This window comes from Microbacterium sp. ARD32 (assembly GCF_031844385.1).
GTDB lineage: Bacteria > Actinomycetota > Actinomycetes > Actinomycetales > Microbacteriaceae > Microbacterium.
The window spans coordinates 1,565,516-1,580,473 of the sequence record NZ_JAUZVD010000001.1 but is presented as its reverse complement, the minus strand read 5'-3'; the positions used below and the strand labels follow the sequence as shown (position 1 = coordinate 1,580,473).

Here is a 14,958-nt window from a genome sequence, read left to right as displayed (position 1 = left end):
GAGTCGGTTGCTCTACAGGGTCGGATGCGGTCGGATCGAAGCATGAAGGCGCTGTTCGCACGCGAGCCCGCAGCAGGACTCGAACTCGTCGATCGTCCCGACCCGGTCGCCGGTCCTGACGACGTCGTGATCCGGGTGCTGCGCACCGGCATCTGCGGCACGGACCTGCACATCCTCCGCTGGGACGACTGGGCGGCATCCGCCGTCGTCGCGCCGCTCATCCCCGGACACGAGTTCTACGGCGAGGTGGTGGAGGTCGGGCCGCTCGTGCATGACATCGCGGTCGGGGACCGCGTCTCCGGCGAGGGGCACATCGTCTGCGGAACCTGCCGCAACTGCCGCGCAGGCCGGCGCCACATGTGCATCCGCACCGTCGGTCTCGGCGTGCAGCGCGACGGCGCCTTCGCCGAGTATGTGAGCCTGCCCGCGACCAACGTCTGGGTGCACCACGACGAGGTGAGCCCGGAGGTCGGTGCGATCTTCGATCCGCTCGGCAATGCGGTGCACACGGCGCTGACCTACCCGCTGGTCGGTGAGGACGTGCTGGTGACCGGCTGTGGGCCGATCGGACTCATGTCGATCGCGGTCGCGCGGCACGCCGGCGCCCGCTTCATCACGGCCACCGACGTCAGCGGTCCCCGCCTGCAGATGGCGCTGAGCATGGGCGCCGACCGGGCCATCGACGTGTCGAAGCAGGAGATTCGCGACGCGCAGACGGCGCTCGGCATGCGGGAAGGGTTCGACATCGGCTTCGAGATGAGCGGCGCCCCGAGCGCACTGCCCGCCATGATCGACAACATGAACCACGGCGGCCGGATCGCCATGCTGGGGCTTCCCAGCGCCGGGTTCGACATCGACTGGGGCAAGCTGGTGACGCACATGCTCACGATCAAGGGCATCTACGGCCGCGAGATGTTCGAGACCTGGAACGCGATGGGCGCGATGCTGCAGACCAGCACCGCGCTGCGCGACGCGATCACGCGCGTCGTCGCCGAGGTCATCCCGGCACGCGAGTGGCAGCGGGGCTTCGCCGCCGCGCAGTCGGCGGCCACCGGCAAGATCATCCTCGACTGGACCGAGCTGTAAGGAACCGAGATGTACACGACTTTCCAGGACCACGTGGCCGCCGAGCTCGCCGGCATCGACGAGGCGGGGCTCACCAAGCGCGAACGCGGCATCCGCGGACCGCAGAACGCCGAGATCACCGCCGACGGCACCGAGGTGCTCAACTTCTGCGCCAACAACTACCTCGGCCTCGCCGACGACCCTCGCATCGTGGATGCCGCGAAGAGCGCGCTCGACGAGTGGGGTTACGGGATGGCCAGCGTGCGCTTCATCTGCGGCACGCAGGAGCAGCACCTCGAGCTGGAGCGGCGGCTGGCGGCCTTCCTCGGCACCGACGACGCGATCCTGTACTCGTCGTGCTTCGACGCGAACGGGGGCGTGTTCGAGACCCTGTTCTCTGCGGAGGACGCGATCATCTCGGACGAGCTGAACCACGCGTCGATCATCGACGGCATCCGGCTCTCGAAGGCGCGCCGGCTGCGCTACCGCAACAGCGACATGGCCGATCTGGAGCAGCAGCTGAAGGATGCCGCGGATGCCCGCTTCCGCGTCATCGTCACCGACGGCGTGTTCTCGATGGACGGCTACATCGCCAAGCTCCCCGAGATCTGCGACCTGGCCGAGCGTTATGACGCTCTGGTGTTCGTCGACGATTCGCACGCGGTCGGCTTCATCGGCGAGCACGGGCGCGGCACGCCCGAGCTGTGCGGGGTCTCCGATCGCGTGGACATCTACACCGGAACCTTCGGGAAAGCGCTCGGCGGGGCATCCGGCGGCTACGTCGCCTCGCACCGGGAGATCGTCGCCCTGCTGCGCCAGCGCTCCCGGCCGTACCTGTTCTCGAACACGCTGGCCCCTGCGATCGTCGCGGGAACCCTCACCGCGCTGGACCTGGTCGAGGGCTCGGCGGATCTGCGCGCCCGGCTGCGCGAGAACGCCGCGCTGTTCCGCAGCAGGATGACCGAGGAGGGGTTCGACCTGCTGCCGGGGGAGCACCCGATCGTGCCGGTGATGTTCGGGGATGCCGCCCAGACCGCCGAGATCGCGGCGGCCATGCAGGCCCACGGCGTGTACGTCACCGCGTTCAGCTTCCCCGTCGTGCCACGGGGACAGGCGCGCATCCGCGTGCAGCTGTCGGCGGCGCACACACCGGAGCAGGTGGAGCGCTGCGTGGCGGCGTTCGTCGCCGCGCGGTCGGCCGTGGACTGAGCAGAGTCCGGTCAGACATCCCACCTCCCCCAGCACCTCCCCCTCGCCGAGTCCCCTGCCGGGGAAGACGACACAGACTTCTCATCGCACCCAGGGATGCAGAACAATCTTTGCAAAGAAAGTCTTGCAAAGAAAACTTTGCAAGGGTATCTTTGCATGTATGACCGACAGGAAGCCGGACCGCGTTCTCGATGCAGGCGCCCTCAAGGCGCTGGCGCACCCGCTGCGGGTGCGCATCTACAACCTGCTCGGAGAGCGCGGGCCCCAGACGGCGAGCACGCTGGCCGCACTCATCGGGGAGACCTCGGGAGCGACCAGCTACCACCTGCGTGCTCTCGCCTCGCACGACCTGATCCACGAGGTGGTCGGACGCGGCACGGGGCGTGAGCGCTGGTGGGAGCTTCCCAAGGGCAGTGTCGACCTTCCCGGACCCGACGAGATGCCCACGCCGGCGTCCCGAGCGGCGTCGCAGGTCGTGATGTCGGAGTTCTTCCGACTGCGCAACGACTCCCTGATGGAGTACCTGAACCGCCCGAAGGCCGATCAGCCCGCCGAGTGGCGCGACCTTGGCCTCGTGCTCACCGCGCGGCTGGACCTCACGCCCGAGCAGATGGCCTCGGTGCGGGACCAGCTTCAAGAAGTGCTCGACTCCGCGGCCGAGCGCTTCCACGGTCAGGAGGACATGCCGGGAACGCGCCGGGTGTCGATGCGCGCCGAGATCTTCGATCTGGTCGATGGGCCCGATCGCCACCATTCCGCACAGGAGGAATCATGACCGCTGCAACGCTCCACCTCGCGTCCCCGACCCGCTTCGAGCGCCTGCTGCTGAAGGTCGTCGACGCCCTGACCGCCTACATCGCGCACCGGCGCGAGCAGCGCACGCAGCGCCGTGAGATCGCTCTGGACCTGCTGCGCGAGCAGCAGGCGCGCAGGCACGACCCGCGCGCGCTCGATGTCGCGCTGCTGTCGCTGGGCTCGCGGCCGCGCCGTTGACGCGTTCGGCCCGAGGATCAGTCCTCGAAGGGGCGCGCGATCACGTCGCCGGATGCCGTGAGCAGCACCTCCCAGCCGGCGTCGAGCTCTGCCAGCGGGCGGCCCTCCAGCCAGGTGAGCGTCCAGTGGTCCTTCGAGGGGGTCAGAGACCCGGCAAGGCGGCTCTCCACCTCGGCGATGGCGGAGCGCAGTGCCGCGGGGACGGATGCCGGCGGCTCCGCCCCCGCCGCCCAGCGCGTTCCGAGCTGCATGATCAGGCCTCCGCCGGCGCGAGCTCGATGGCGGTCACGGTCAGTTCGTCGGCATCGGCGAAGTTCAGCTCCGCGATCCTGCCGACCGCGCGCAGATCATCGGCGGCTGCGCGCAGCGCCTCGATCTTCGCGGCCGGAGCCGCGATGGTCGCGGTCGCGACCGGGGTCTTCTGCGAGGCCTTCGCCTCGGTCTTGGCGCGGCGGATGCCGATCAGCGCCTCGCTGGCGGCGGCGAGCACCGCCGTGTCGCCCTTCGACGAGCTCAGGGACCCAGCGGGGGAGCTCAGGGACCCAGGAGCCGGCCACTCGGCGGTGTGCACCGAGCCCTCCTCGAACCAGCTCCACGCCTCCTCCGTCGCGAACGACACGATCGGCGCGAGCAGGCGCAGCAGCGTCGACAGCGCCAGTCGCAGCGCGAGCGCGGCGGACGCCTGGCCCACGTCGGTGCGGTCGTAGGCGCGCTCCTTCACGAGCTCGAGGTAGTCATCGCAGAACGCCCAGAAGAACGCCTCGGTCACCTCCAGCGCCTTGGCCTGGTCGTAACTCTCGTACGCCGCGGTCGCCTCGCGCACCACCTGGTCGAGGGTCGCGAGCATCGACGCGTCCAGAGCGTGCGTGATCTGCGCATCCTCGGGCACGGGGAACGAGAGCACGAACTTCGCCGCGTTGAGGATCTTGATCGCGAGCCGCCGGCCGATCTTCACCTGCGTGGGGTTCTGCGGATCGAACGCGGCATCCATGCCCAGCCGGCTGGAGGCCGACCAGTAGCGCACGGCGTCCGAGCCGTGCTTGTCCAGGATGTCGGCCGGGGTCACCACGTTGCCCTTGGACTTGGACATCTTCTTGCGGTCGGGGTCGACGATGAAGCCGGAGATCGCCGCGTTGCCCCATGGCGCGCGCTGGTCCTCGAGCGTGGAGCGCAGCATGGTCGAGAACAGCCAGGTGCGGATGATGTCCTGACCCTGCGGCCGCAGGTCGAACGGAGACACCAGGTTCCACAGCTCCTCGTCGCGCTGCCACCCGCCGGCCAGCTGCGGGGTGAGCGATGAGGTCGCCCAGGTGTCGAAGATGTCCTGCTCGGCGTCGAAGCCGCCGGGCACGCCGCGCTGCTCCTCGGTGTACCCGGCCGGCACGTCGCTGGTCGGGTCGATCGGCAGGGCGTCCAGCGCAGGGGTGAGCACGCGGTCGTAGTCGCGCTCGCCGTTCTCGTCCAGGGCGTACCACACCGGGATGGGCACGCCGAAGAAGCGCTGCCGCGAGATCAGCCAGTCACCGGTCAGGCCGCCCACCCAGTTCTCGTAGCGCACGCGCATGAAGTCGGGATGCCAGGCCATCCTGCGGCCGTTCTCCAGCAGCTCGTCGCGCAGCTGCTCGTCGCGGGCGCCGTTGCGCAGGTACCACTGGCGGGTCGAGACGATCTCCAGCGGGCGGTCGCCCTTCTCGAAGAACTTCACGGCATGGTTGAAGGGCTTGCCCACCTCGACGAGCTCGCCGGATTCGCCCAGCAGCTCGACGATCGTCTTGCGCGCGCTGAACACGGTCTTGCCCGCCAGCTGCGCGTACGCCGCCCGCCCGGCACCCGATTCGATCACCTCGGGGGCATCGGCCAGCACGCGGCCGTCCTTGCCGATGATCGTGCGGTTGGGCAGGTCGAGCTCGCGCCACCAGACGATGTCGGTCACGTCGCCGAAGGTGCAGATCATGGCGATGCCGGAGCCCTTGTCGGGCTGGGCGAGATGGTGCGCGAGCACGGGCACCTCGACGTCGAACAGCGGGGTGCGCACCGTCGATCCGAAGTACGGCTGATAGCGCTCGTCGTCGGGGTGCGCGACCAGGGCCACGCAGGCGGCGAGCAGCTCGGGCCGGGTGGTCTCGATGTGGATGTCGCCCGAGCCGTCGCTCCTGTGGAAGGCCAGCCGGTGGTACGCGGCCTGCTGATCGCGATCCTCGAGCTCGGCCTGTGCGATCGCGGAGCGGAAGTCGATGTCCCACAGCGTCGGCGCGAGGGACTGGTACGCCTCGCCGCGCTCCAGTCCGCGCAGGAACGCGAGCTGGCTCTGCCGGATCGTGTCGTCCGAGATGGTGCGGTAGGTCTGCGTCCAGTCGACGCTCAGGCCGAGCTGGCGGAACAGCGCCTCGAACTGCTTCTCGTCCTCGATGGTGAGCTTCTCGCACAGCTCGATGAAGTTGCGGCGGCTGATCGGCTGCTGGTCGGCCGCGCGCGAGGACTTGTTGTCGCCGCCCTCGTAGGGAGGCGTGAAGTCGGGGTCGTAGGGGAGCGAGGGATCGCAGCGCACGCCGTAGTAGTTCTGCACGCGGCGCTCGGTGGGCAGGCCGTTGTCGTCCCAGCCCATCGGGTAGAACACCTTCTTGCCGCGCATGCGCTCGAATCGCGCCTTGATGTCGGTGTGCGTGTACGAGAACACGTGGCCGATGTGCAGGCTGCCGGATGCCGTGGGCGGGGGCGTGTCGATCGAGTAGACGCCGCTGCGACCGGATGCCGTGGCGCCGGCGCGATCGAACAGGAAGGTTCCCTGCTCGGACCAGCGCTCACCCCACTTCGCCTCGAGACCTTCGAGGGCGGGCTTGTCGGGGATCTGGTTCGATGCGGACGCGGCCATGAGGGTCTCCTTGAGCGATGTGTGCGGCACTGTGTGAGCGTGCCTGAGTGTGGGTTGTGGGGCGAGTCTACCCGGCATCCGCATCCGGCGTCGTCGGGGCGTAGATCGACCCTGTCCAAGAATCACCGGTAGCATGGGACAGCACCCCTTCCGCACTCTGCCGAGGTTCCCGTATGCCTTCCTTCTTCGTGCGTCGTCTTCTTCCGCTCGCGGCGCTGGCCGCAGCATCCGCCCTCGTGCTGAGTGCCTGCGCCGCCCCCGCCGGCGACGGGGATGCGGGTGCTCCCGACCCGGACGCCGAGCTGGTCTGGGCGATCGAGGGCGCCAACCTCGCCAACGGCCACATGGATCCGCAGACCAGCCAGCTCGACGTCTCGGCCATGGTCCAGCGCCAGGTGCTGGACTCGCTGGTGTTCCAGGAGCCCGACGGATCGTTCTCGCCGTGGCTGGCGAAGAGCTGGAAGGTCTCCGACGACGGCAGGTCGTACACGTTCGAGCTGCGCGACGACGTCACCTTCACGGACGGCACCCCGTTCGACGCGGCGGCGGTCAAGGCGAACTTCGACCGCATCATCGATCCGAAGACCGAGTCCGCGTCCGCCGAGGCGATGCTGGGCAGCGAGCTGTACGCGGGCACGAAGGTGCTCTCGCAGTACTCCGTCGAGGTCGACTTCACGGCGCCGTACGCGCCGTTCCTGCAGGCCGCGAGCACCGCGCAGCTGGGCTTCTGGTCGCCGAAGGTGCTGGAGAGCTCAGCGGATCGGCTCAAGGCCGGCGGTCCCGACGTGAACATCGGCACCGGTCCGTTCGTGCTCACCGAGTACACCGCCGACCAGGAGATCGTCTACACCCGCAACGACGACTACGCCTGGGGTCCGGACGGCGCAGGGAAGCCCGCGATCAAGACGCTGCGCGTGGAGCTGCTACCCGAGGCATCCGTCCGGGCCGGCGTGCTCGGCTCCGGCGAAGCGGACGTCGCCAGCCAGCTGCCGCCGAACGTCGTGAAGGACCTCGGCGACGACGTCACGGCGACGGCCAGGGAGTACCCGGGCCTGCCGTACTCGCTGTTCCTCAACGAGAAGTACGGCGTGTTCGCCGACCAGAAGGTGCGCCAGGCGTTCGAGCTGTCCATCGACGTGGACGCCGCCGTGAAGCAGATCTTCTTCGGCGAGTTCCCGCGGGCCTGGAGCATCCTCGGTCCCACCACTCCCGGATACGACGAGAGCCTCGAGGGCACCTGGGCGTTCGACCCCGACAAGGCGAACGCGCTGCTCGAAGAGGCGGGCTGGACCGGCCGGGACGACGAGGGATACCGCACGAAGGACGGCAAGCGACTCTCGGCGCGCTGGATCGCGTGGACGCCGATCTCCGACGACCGCACCGCCCTCGCGAACGCCATCCAGTCGGATCTGAAGAAGGTCGGCTTCGAGATCGTCCGCGAGACCCTCGAGCCCGCCGCCTACAACGACCAGTACGGTCCGAAGACCTACGACCTCACCGACTGGGACTACTCCGGCGTCGACGCGGACCTGCTGCGCAATCACCTCGGCACCGACGGCTTCCAGAACGCCTCGCAGGTGAGCGACCCGCAGCTCGACGAGCTGCTGCAGGAAGGTCTGTCCACCACCGACACCGCCCCCCGCGCGAAGATCTACCAGCAGGTGCAGCAGTGGAACGTCGAGCACGTGGCCATCGTCCCGCTGTACGTCTCGTCGCTGATCACGGCGGCCGACAAGAGCGTGCACGAGCTGTCCTACGACCTGTACGGGCGCCCGCAGTTCTACACGGTGAGCCTGGCCGGCTGAGCGCTCCTCCGCCGTGTCGCGCGCACTGATCCGGATCGCCGGGATCCTGGCATCCGTCTGCATCGTCCTGTGGGGCGCGGCGACGCTCGCGTTCCTCGCGTTCCGGATCATCCCCGGCGACGCGGTCTCGGTGATGCTCGGGCCGCAGTCGAGGGTGAGCGACGAGGTGAAGGCGGGCATCCGCGCCGAGCTCGGCTTGGACCGGCCGCCGCTGGAGCAGTACCTCTCGTACCTCGGCGGGCTGCTGCACGGTGACCTGGGCCGCTCGTACCAGCTGCGCCTGCCGGTGACCGAGGTGATCGGCCGTCAGCTGGGCCCGACCGTCCAGCTGACGGCGGCGGCCCTGCTGATCGCGCTCGTGCTCGCGCTCGCCGCGGCGCTGCTCGCGCGGCGAGGGGCGGCGCGGGGCATGGTGGTGACGGCCGAGCTGATCGTGCTGTCCTCGCCGGTGTTCTGGATCGGCCTGGTGCTGCTGGCGGTCTTCGCGTTCGGACTGGGCTGGTTCCCGGTGGCGGGTTCCCGCACGCCGGCCACGCTGGTGCTGCCGGCGGTGACGCTGGCGCTGCCCGTCGCGGCTCTCATCGGCCAGGTGCTGCGCGACGGCATGGACCAGGCCGAGCGGCAGCCCTTCGCCGAGACCGTCCGAGCCCGCGGTGCCGGCCCCACCCGGCTGGTGCTGCACCATTCGCTGCGACACGGGGCGGCGAACGCGCTCACGCTCACCGCCTACCTGATCGGCTCGCTGCTCGGCGGCGCGGTGCTCGTGGAGACCGTCTTCGCCCGGCCAGGACTCGGGCGGGTCACCCTCGCGGCGATCGTCAACCGCGACCTGCCCGTGGTCGCCGGCATCATCATGCTCAGCGCGCTGGTGTTCGTGATCGTGAACGTGCTGGTGGAGCTGCTGCATCCGTTCATCGACCCGCGCCTGGGTGCGTCGGGTCGCTTCGAGGCCCCCGCGATCGGGGAGCGGAGATGAGAACCGCAGGTCTCTGGGCGGCCGGGGCGTTCCTCGCGCTCGTGGCGCTCGCTGCGATCGCCCCCGACCTGCTGGCGGCGCACGATCCGCTGCAGACGGATGTGCGCTCCGCGCTGCAGCCGCCCAGTGCCGCGCACCTGTTCGGCACGGATCAGTCCGGCCGGGACGTGCTCTCGCGCGTCGTGCACGGCGCCGCGCGCTCGGCGGGCATCGGCCTGCTCGCCACGGCGCTGGCGCTCGTGGCCGGCCTCGCGGTCGGTGCGCTGTCCGGCATCGCGCCGCGGTGGACGGATGCCGTGCTGATGCGCGTGACCGACATCCTCCTGGCGTTCCCGGAGTTCCTGGTCGCCCTGATCGTCGTGGCCGTGCTCGGGCCGGGCGGGGTGAACGTCGCGATCGCCGTGACGATCGCGGCCGTCCCGGTGTACATCCGGCTGGCACGCACGCAGACCCGCACGCTGCGCGTCGCCGAGCACGTCGAGGCCGCGCGGATCCTCGGGGTGGGGCGGATGCGGGCGTTCGTCCGGCATGTCGTGCCGGGCGTGCTGGGCTCGCTGAGCGTGCTCGCCACCATCGGCATCGGCTCGGCGATCCTCGCCGCCGCGGGCCTGAGCTTCCTGGGGCTCGGTCCCGCCGAGCCGCAGCCCGAGTGGGGGCTCATGCTCGCCGGCGGCCGCAACGTGCTCGGTCAGGCATGGTGGATCTCGGTGTTCCCGGGGCTGGCGATCACCCTGACCGTCATCAGCGCGACCGTGCTGGGCAGGGCGCTGCGGGCGCGGATGGAGGGGCGGGACGCATGAGCGCCGTGGACGTGCAGGGGCTGCGCATCGCGTTCGGCGAGCGCACGGTGGTGGACGACGTGTCGTTCACCGTGCAGCCGGGGGAGTGCGTGGCCATCGTCGGGGAGTCCGGCGCGGGCAAGTCGCTGACCGCACGGGCGCTGCTGGGGCTGCTGCCCGCGGGGGCGTCGGCGGAGACCTCGCGGCTGCACATCGCGGGCACGGATGCCGCGCGGCTGGGCGAATCCGGGTGGCGCCGGCTGCGCGGGCGCGGGATCGCGCTGGTCTCGCAGGACGCGCTGGCGGCGCTCGATCCGCTGCGTCGGATCGGACGCGAGGTGGCCGAGCCGATGGAGATCCACGGGCTGCACGCCGCTGATCGCCCGCGCCGCGTGCGCGAGCTGCTCGCCTCGGTGTCGATCCCCGATCCGGAGCGTCGTGCGCTCAGTCACCCCCACCAGCTGTCCGGCGGGCTGCGGCAGCGCGCGCTGATCGCCTCGGCGCTCGCGGCCGACCCCGCGGTGATCGTCGCCGACGAGGCGACGACGGCGCTGGATGCCACCGTGCAGGCCCGCATCCTGGAGCTGCTGCGCGGCATCGCGGACGGCGGCCGCGCCGTGGTGTTCATCAGTCACGACTTCGCCGCTGTGCGCAGGGTCGCCGACCGCGTGATCGTCATGCGGGCGGGTCGCATCGTCGAGCAGGGCTCGGTGAGCGAGGTGATGAGGTCGCCGCGCAGCGATCACGCGCGCGAGCTCGTGGCGGCAAGCACGCCGGCCGCGCGACCGGCCGCACTCGCCTCGGGAGCACCGCTGCTGCGCGCCGTCGACGTCTCGAAGTCGTTCGATCGGCCCGCCGTCGTGGGGGCGGGCTTCACGCTGCGGTCCGGGAGCACGCTGGGCGTCGTGGGGGAGTCCGGTTCGGGCAAGACGACGCTCGCACGCATGATCGTCGGCGTGCAGCATCCGGATTCCGGGGCGTTCGAGTGGGTCTCGCCGCAGCGGGTGCAGCTGGTGCACCAGAACCCGCTCGGCGCATTCGATCCGCGGTGGACGATCGGCCGCTCCCTGCGTGAGGCGCTGCAGGCCGCCGGGGTGCCCCGTGCGGCCCGTGCAGCGCGGTCGCTCGAGCTGCTGGCCGAGGTCGGCCTGGACGCCGCGCTCGCACGTCGTCGCGCCCACGAGCTCTCCGGTGGTCAGCGCCAGCGCGCCGCGATCGCCCGTGCGCTCGCGGCGGACCCGCAGGTGCTCGTCCTGGACGAGCCCGTCTCGGCACTGGATCCGACCGTGCGGCAGCGCGTGCTCGACCTGCTGCACCGGCTGCAGCGGGAACGCGCCCTCACGATGGTGTTCGTCTCGCACGACCTCGCCGTCGTCGCCGCGGTCAGCGACGACGTGCTGGTCATGCAGGACGGGGTGATCGTGGAACAGGGCGCGGCGGCTGACGTGTTCGCGGCTCCCCGGCATCCGTTCACGCGCGAACTGCTCGCGGCCGGGGGATAGGGCTCAGTCCCGCACGAAGATGCCGGCGGATGCCGCGAGCACCGGCGACAGCTGCTGGACCTGCAGCACGGAGAGGGTCGTGCCGCGCAGCGAGGTCACGTCCAGGAAGGACAGCGCGTCGAGTCCGCGCAGGTCGACGTGCTCGGCGCGCAGTTCGCGCGGGTCGACCTCGTCCGCGCGCGTCTCCGAGAATGCGACGCGGGTGAGGGTGGCTGCGGGCAGGTCGAGCGCGGTGATCTGGCAGTCGTCGATGCGCACGTCCACGGCCTTGGTGCCGCCGAGCGTCAGATAGTCGATGCGGACCCCGCTCAGCTCCAGCTCGTGGATGCGGGTGTCGCTGAGATCGAGCGTGCCGATCCGGCCGCCGCAGAGGCGCACGCGCCGCAGGGTCGCGTCGCGGGCTCGCAGCTCCACGATGCGCAGTCCGCTCATGTCGATGTCCATCAGCGTCGCACCGGTCAGCTCCAGGCTCTCGGCGCTGCCGGCGAGCACGCACTGCTCGAGCGTCGAGTGCGCCAGGTCCACGTCGCCGGACAGCTCGATGCGCGCGGAGAGCAGTTCCGCGCTGCGCTGCGGCCGGGCGGCATCCAGGTGGTCGGGGAGATCGGGTGCGGACACGCGCGGGGCCTGAAGGGAGGACGGGGATCGCGGCATCCGGCGATCCTACGGCACAGCCCGGACACGCGACCCCGACCATCGCTCACAGCGGACTCCCAGGCTGTTACGGTGGGAGGAATCGTGACGACGTGGTCACCGATGAAAGGAGACCTCCCCATGTCCCCCGTTCTGCTGATGCTCATCGGCCTGGCGATCTTCGCCGCCGGGTACATCTTCTACTCCCGCTATCTGAGCCGGCGCGTCTACAAGCTGGACGCGTCGTTCACGACACCCGCGCACGAGCTCAACGACGGCGTCGACTACGTGCCGACGAACAAGTTCATCCTCTGGGGGCACCACTTCACCTCCGTCGCAGGCGCCGCTCCCATCGTCGGACCGGCGATCGCGGTGATCTGGGGGTGGCTGCCCGCGTTCCTGTGGGTCACCATCGGCACCGTGTTCTTCGCCGGCATGCACGATCTGGGTGCGCTGTGGGCCTCGAACCGCAACAAGGGCCGCTCGATCGGCGCGCTCTCCGCGCGCTACATCGGCAAGCGCGGTGCGAGCCTGTTCCTGGTGGTCATCTTCCTGCTGCTGCTGATGGTCATCGCCGCGTTCGCCGTCGTGATCAAGAACCTGCTGATCAGCACGCCGAGCGCGGTCATCCCCACCTGGGGTGCGATCGTGGTGGCGCTGCTGGTCGGCATCGCCGTCTACCGCCTGCGCTGGCCGCTGCTGTGGGTGACCATCGTGGGCGTGGTCGCCCTGTACGGGCTGATCGTCGTCGGCGACCGGGTTCCCGTGGTGCTGCCGGACGACTTCCTGGGCATGGGGCCCGCGACGTTCTGGATCCTCGCGCTCTTCGTCTACGGAGCGATCGCGTCGCTCCTGCCGGTGTGGATGCTGCTGCAGCCACGCGACTACATCAACGGCGTGCAGCTGTTCATCGGCCTGATCCTGCTGTTCGGCTCGGTGCTCACGGCGACGCTGTTCTCGGGCGCCGCCCCGGAGATCGTCGCCCCCATGCTCAACGGCGCCGTGCCCGAGGGCACGCCCAGCATGGTGCCGCTGCTGTTCGTGACGATCGCGTGCGGTGCGATCTCGGGCTTCCACGGCATGGTGTCCTCCGGCACCAGCTCGAAGCAGCTCGACAAGGAGACCGACGCGCGCTTCGTCGGCTACTTCGGCGCCGTCGGAGAGGGCCTGCTGTCACTGGGCACGATCCTCGCCGTCATCGCCGGCTTCCGCACGGTGGCCGAGTGGAACGAGATCTACAGCGCCTTCGGCGCAGGGGGCGTGACCGCGTTCGTGCAGGGCGGCGGCGCCCTGATGCAGGCGGGCATCGGACTGCCCGCCTCGCTCAGCGCGACGGTGCTGGCCACCATGGCGGTGCTGTTCGCGGCCACCACCATGGACACCGGCATGCGACTGCTCCGCTTCGTGGTGCAGGAGATGGGCGAGGCCATGAAGTTCCGGATCACCAAGGTCCCCGCGACGATCATCGTCGTCGTGGTCGGTCTCGGCCTGACCTTCTCGCAGGGCCTGGCGGGCGACGGAGGCCTGCGGATCTGGCCGCTGTTCGGCACCACCAACCAGCTGATGGCGTCGCTGACGCTGTCGATCATCGCGGTCATGCTGCTGCGCAAGCGGCGCAACCCGCTGCCGGCGCTGATCCCGCTCGTGCTGGTGTTCGTGCTGTCGTTCTGGGCGGCCATCGAGCAGCTCGTGTCCTTCGCCGACCCGGGCGGACCGGACTGGCTGCTGTTCGCGCTGGATGTCATCATCATCGCCTCGAGCGTGTGGGTGGCGGTCGAAGCGGTCGTCGCCATGCGCCGCGCCGCCGCCGGTCCGCCCGAGGACGAGAACGAGGACGCCGAGCTGCAGGCGGTCCGCGAAGAGGTCTGACCGATGCCGGACTCTCCGGTCCTCCAGCGCGTCGCCGCGCGCTGGAGGACCATCCAGCAGGGGCTCGTGGAGTACTACGCCGGCCCCTACCGGCAGACCCTGGCGCGCGAGCAGCGCGACGAGGACGACCTGTTCGCTCTCATCGTCCTCGGTGAGGCTCTGGGTGTGCCCGACCCGTCGGCGTACTACAGCGCCGAGCTGATGCCGCTGCTCGCCGCGGACTTCCACGCCTGGCATCGCCGGATGGGCATGCCCCGATCGCCCCTGGATGCCATGTCATGCTGCTAGCCGCCCTGCGTCGCCCGCTGCTGTTCGTCGGGGGCAAGGGCGGCGTCGGCAAGACCTCCCTGGCATCCGCTCTCGCGCTGGCCCGTGCGCGAGCCGGGGAGCGGATGCTGGTGGTCTCGACCGATCCCGCGCACAATCTCGGGCACCTCTGGCGACGCCGGGTCGGCGATGCACCCGTGCGACTCGCCGAGTTCGGCTCCGGCCTGCTCGACGGAGTCGAGATCGACCCGCACGCGACGATCGACCGCCACCTCGCCGCGGTCGAGGCGACGATGGTGCGGATGCTGCCCGAGCGGCAGCACGGCCCGGCGCGCGAGCACCTGGAGCGGGCGCGGCACGCGCCGGGGAGTCACGAATCGGCGGTGCTGGAGCGCATCGCGGAGCTCGCCGAGGCCGGGCAGCATGACTACGACGCGGTCGTCTTCGACACGGCGCCGTCCGGTCATACCCTGCGGCTGCTCGCGCTGCCAGGACAGCTGGCCGGCTGGACGGACACGCTGCTGCGCAACCGCGACCGGTCGGAGCGCTTCTCCGCGGCGATGCGCAGCCTCACGGGCCGATCGGATCGGGAGGCGGAGTCGCAGGCGCAGCTGCGTCGCACGCTGCAGCGCCGCCGCGATCGCTTCGAGGCGCTGCAGCGGCAGATCACCGACGCGGACCGCACCGGCTTCGTCGTCGTCCTCACGGCCGAGGCTCTGCCCGTCGCCGAGACGCTCGAGGTGGTGGAGAGCCTGCGCGGGATGCACGTGGAGGTGGCGGCGCTGATCGCGAACCGGAGGTCGCCGGAGGATGCCGGTGATCTGCTGCGCATGCGGCGGGATGCCGAGGACCTCCAGCTGAGACGCGTTCAGGAGCAGGTGCCCGAGGCACCGCTGCTGCAGGTGCCGCTGATCGCGGGGGAGCTCACCGGTCAGGACGCGCTGGCACGGCTGGCGGATCTTGTGGAGGACGCGCCTGGCGGCTAGAT

General features: G+C 70.4%; 14 protein-coding genes. 11 read left to right on the top strand and 3 right to left on the bottom strand.

What is annotated here, in order from left to right; all coding sequences use genetic code 11:
• Window positions 1–42 precede the first annotated feature (42 nt).
• From tdh to Q9R19_RS07470, 4 genes are all read left to right on the top strand, one after another.
• Window positions 43–1,086: an L-threonine 3-dehydrogenase gene (gene tdh, locus Q9R19_RS07485; RefSeq protein ID WP_311255685.1), complete on the top strand. Its 1,044-nt coding sequence runs from the start codon at window positions 43–45 to the stop codon at window positions 1,084–1,086.
• A gap of 9 nt (window positions 1,087–1,095) precedes the next feature.
• On the top strand, window positions 1,096–2,274 hold the full coding sequence (locus tag Q9R19_RS07480; protein WP_311255684.1) for a glycine C-acetyltransferase: 1,179 nt from the start codon (window positions 1,096–1,098) through the stop codon (window positions 2,272–2,274).
• Window positions 2,275–2,434: 160 nt separating this feature from the next.
• Window positions 2,435–3,049, top strand: coding sequence for a helix-turn-helix domain-containing protein (locus tag Q9R19_RS07475; protein WP_311255683.1), 615 nt, complete (start codon window positions 2,435–2,437; stop codon window positions 3,047–3,049).
• Complete coding sequence (locus tag Q9R19_RS07470; RefSeq protein ID WP_311255682.1) at window positions 3,046–3,267, top strand: hypothetical protein; 222 nt, start codon at window positions 3,046–3,048, stop codon at window positions 3,265–3,267. The genes Q9R19_RS07475 and Q9R19_RS07470 overlap by 4 nt, the downstream gene beginning before the upstream one ends.
• Window positions 3,268–3,284: 17 nt before the next feature.
• On the opposite strand, the gene Q9R19_RS07465 is transcribed toward Q9R19_RS07470, so the two are convergent.
• Together Q9R19_RS07465 and valS are read right to left on the bottom strand one after the other, a co-directional pair.
• Complete coding sequence (locus Q9R19_RS07465) at window positions 3,285–3,518, bottom strand: hypothetical protein (RefSeq protein WP_311255681.1); 234 nt, start codon at window positions 3,516–3,518, stop codon at window positions 3,285–3,287.
• 2 nt (window positions 3,519–3,520) lie between these two features.
• On the bottom strand, window positions 3,521–6,139 hold the full coding sequence (gene valS / locus Q9R19_RS07460; RefSeq protein WP_311255680.1) for a valine--tRNA ligase: 2,619 nt from the start codon (window positions 6,137–6,139) through the stop codon (window positions 3,521–3,523).
• A 173-nt stretch (window positions 6,140–6,312) separates the two neighbouring features.
• On the opposite strand from valS, the gene Q9R19_RS07455 reads away from it, so the two are divergent.
• The 4 genes from Q9R19_RS07455 to Q9R19_RS07440 are packed head-to-tail and all read left to right on the top strand — an operon-like array spanning window position 6,313 to window position 11,201.
• Complete coding sequence (locus Q9R19_RS07455; RefSeq protein WP_311255679.1) at window positions 6,313–7,944, top strand: ABC transporter substrate-binding protein; 1,632 nt, start codon at window positions 6,313–6,315, stop codon at window positions 7,942–7,944.
• 13 nt (window positions 7,945–7,957) lie between these two features.
• Window positions 7,958–8,920, top strand: a complete 963-nt coding sequence (locus tag Q9R19_RS07450; protein ID WP_311255678.1) for an ABC transporter permease — start codon at window positions 7,958–7,960, stop codon at window positions 8,918–8,920.
• The gene (locus Q9R19_RS07445) at window positions 8,917–9,720 is read left to right on the top strand and encodes an ABC transporter permease (protein ID WP_311255677.1); all 804 of its coding nucleotides are present in this window, start codon (window positions 8,917–8,919) and stop codon (window positions 9,718–9,720) included. Before Q9R19_RS07450 ends, Q9R19_RS07445 begins: the two co-directional genes overlap by 4 nt.
• Window positions 9,717–11,201 (top strand): ABC transporter ATP-binding protein, encoded by a 1,485-nt coding sequence (locus tag Q9R19_RS07440; RefSeq protein ID WP_311255675.1) that lies wholly within the window; start codon window positions 9,717–9,719, stop codon window positions 11,199–11,201. Before Q9R19_RS07445 ends, Q9R19_RS07440 begins: the two co-directional genes overlap by 4 nt.
• Before the next feature lie 3 nt (window positions 11,202–11,204).
• Here Q9R19_RS07440 and Q9R19_RS07435 read toward each other — a convergent pair whose 3' ends face one another.
• Window positions 11,205–11,855, bottom strand: coding sequence for a pentapeptide repeat-containing protein (locus Q9R19_RS07435; protein WP_311255674.1), 651 nt, complete (start codon window positions 11,853–11,855; stop codon window positions 11,205–11,207).
• Between the two features lie 120 nt (window positions 11,856–11,975).
• On the opposite strand from Q9R19_RS07435, the gene Q9R19_RS07430 reads away from it, so the two are divergent.
• The 3 genes from Q9R19_RS07430 to Q9R19_RS07420 are packed head-to-tail and all read left to right on the top strand — an operon-like array spanning window position 11,976 to window position 14,956.
• On the top strand, window positions 11,976–13,703 hold the full coding sequence (locus Q9R19_RS07430; protein ID WP_311255673.1) for a carbon starvation protein A: 1,728 nt from the start codon (window positions 11,976–11,978) through the stop codon (window positions 13,701–13,703).
• A 3-nt stretch (window positions 13,704–13,706) separates the two neighbouring features.
• Window positions 13,707–13,991 (top strand): cory-CC-star protein, encoded by a 285-nt coding sequence (locus Q9R19_RS07425; RefSeq protein WP_311255672.1) that lies wholly within the window; start codon window positions 13,707–13,709, stop codon window positions 13,989–13,991.
• Window positions 13,982–14,956 carry an ArsA family ATPase gene (locus Q9R19_RS07420; protein ID WP_311255671.1) on the top strand — a complete coding sequence of 325 codons (975 nt, stop codon included), beginning with the start codon at window positions 13,982–13,984 and terminating at the stop codon, window positions 14,954–14,956. Before Q9R19_RS07425 ends, Q9R19_RS07420 begins: the two co-directional genes overlap by 10 nt.
• Window positions 14,957–14,958: the final 2 nt, after the last annotated feature.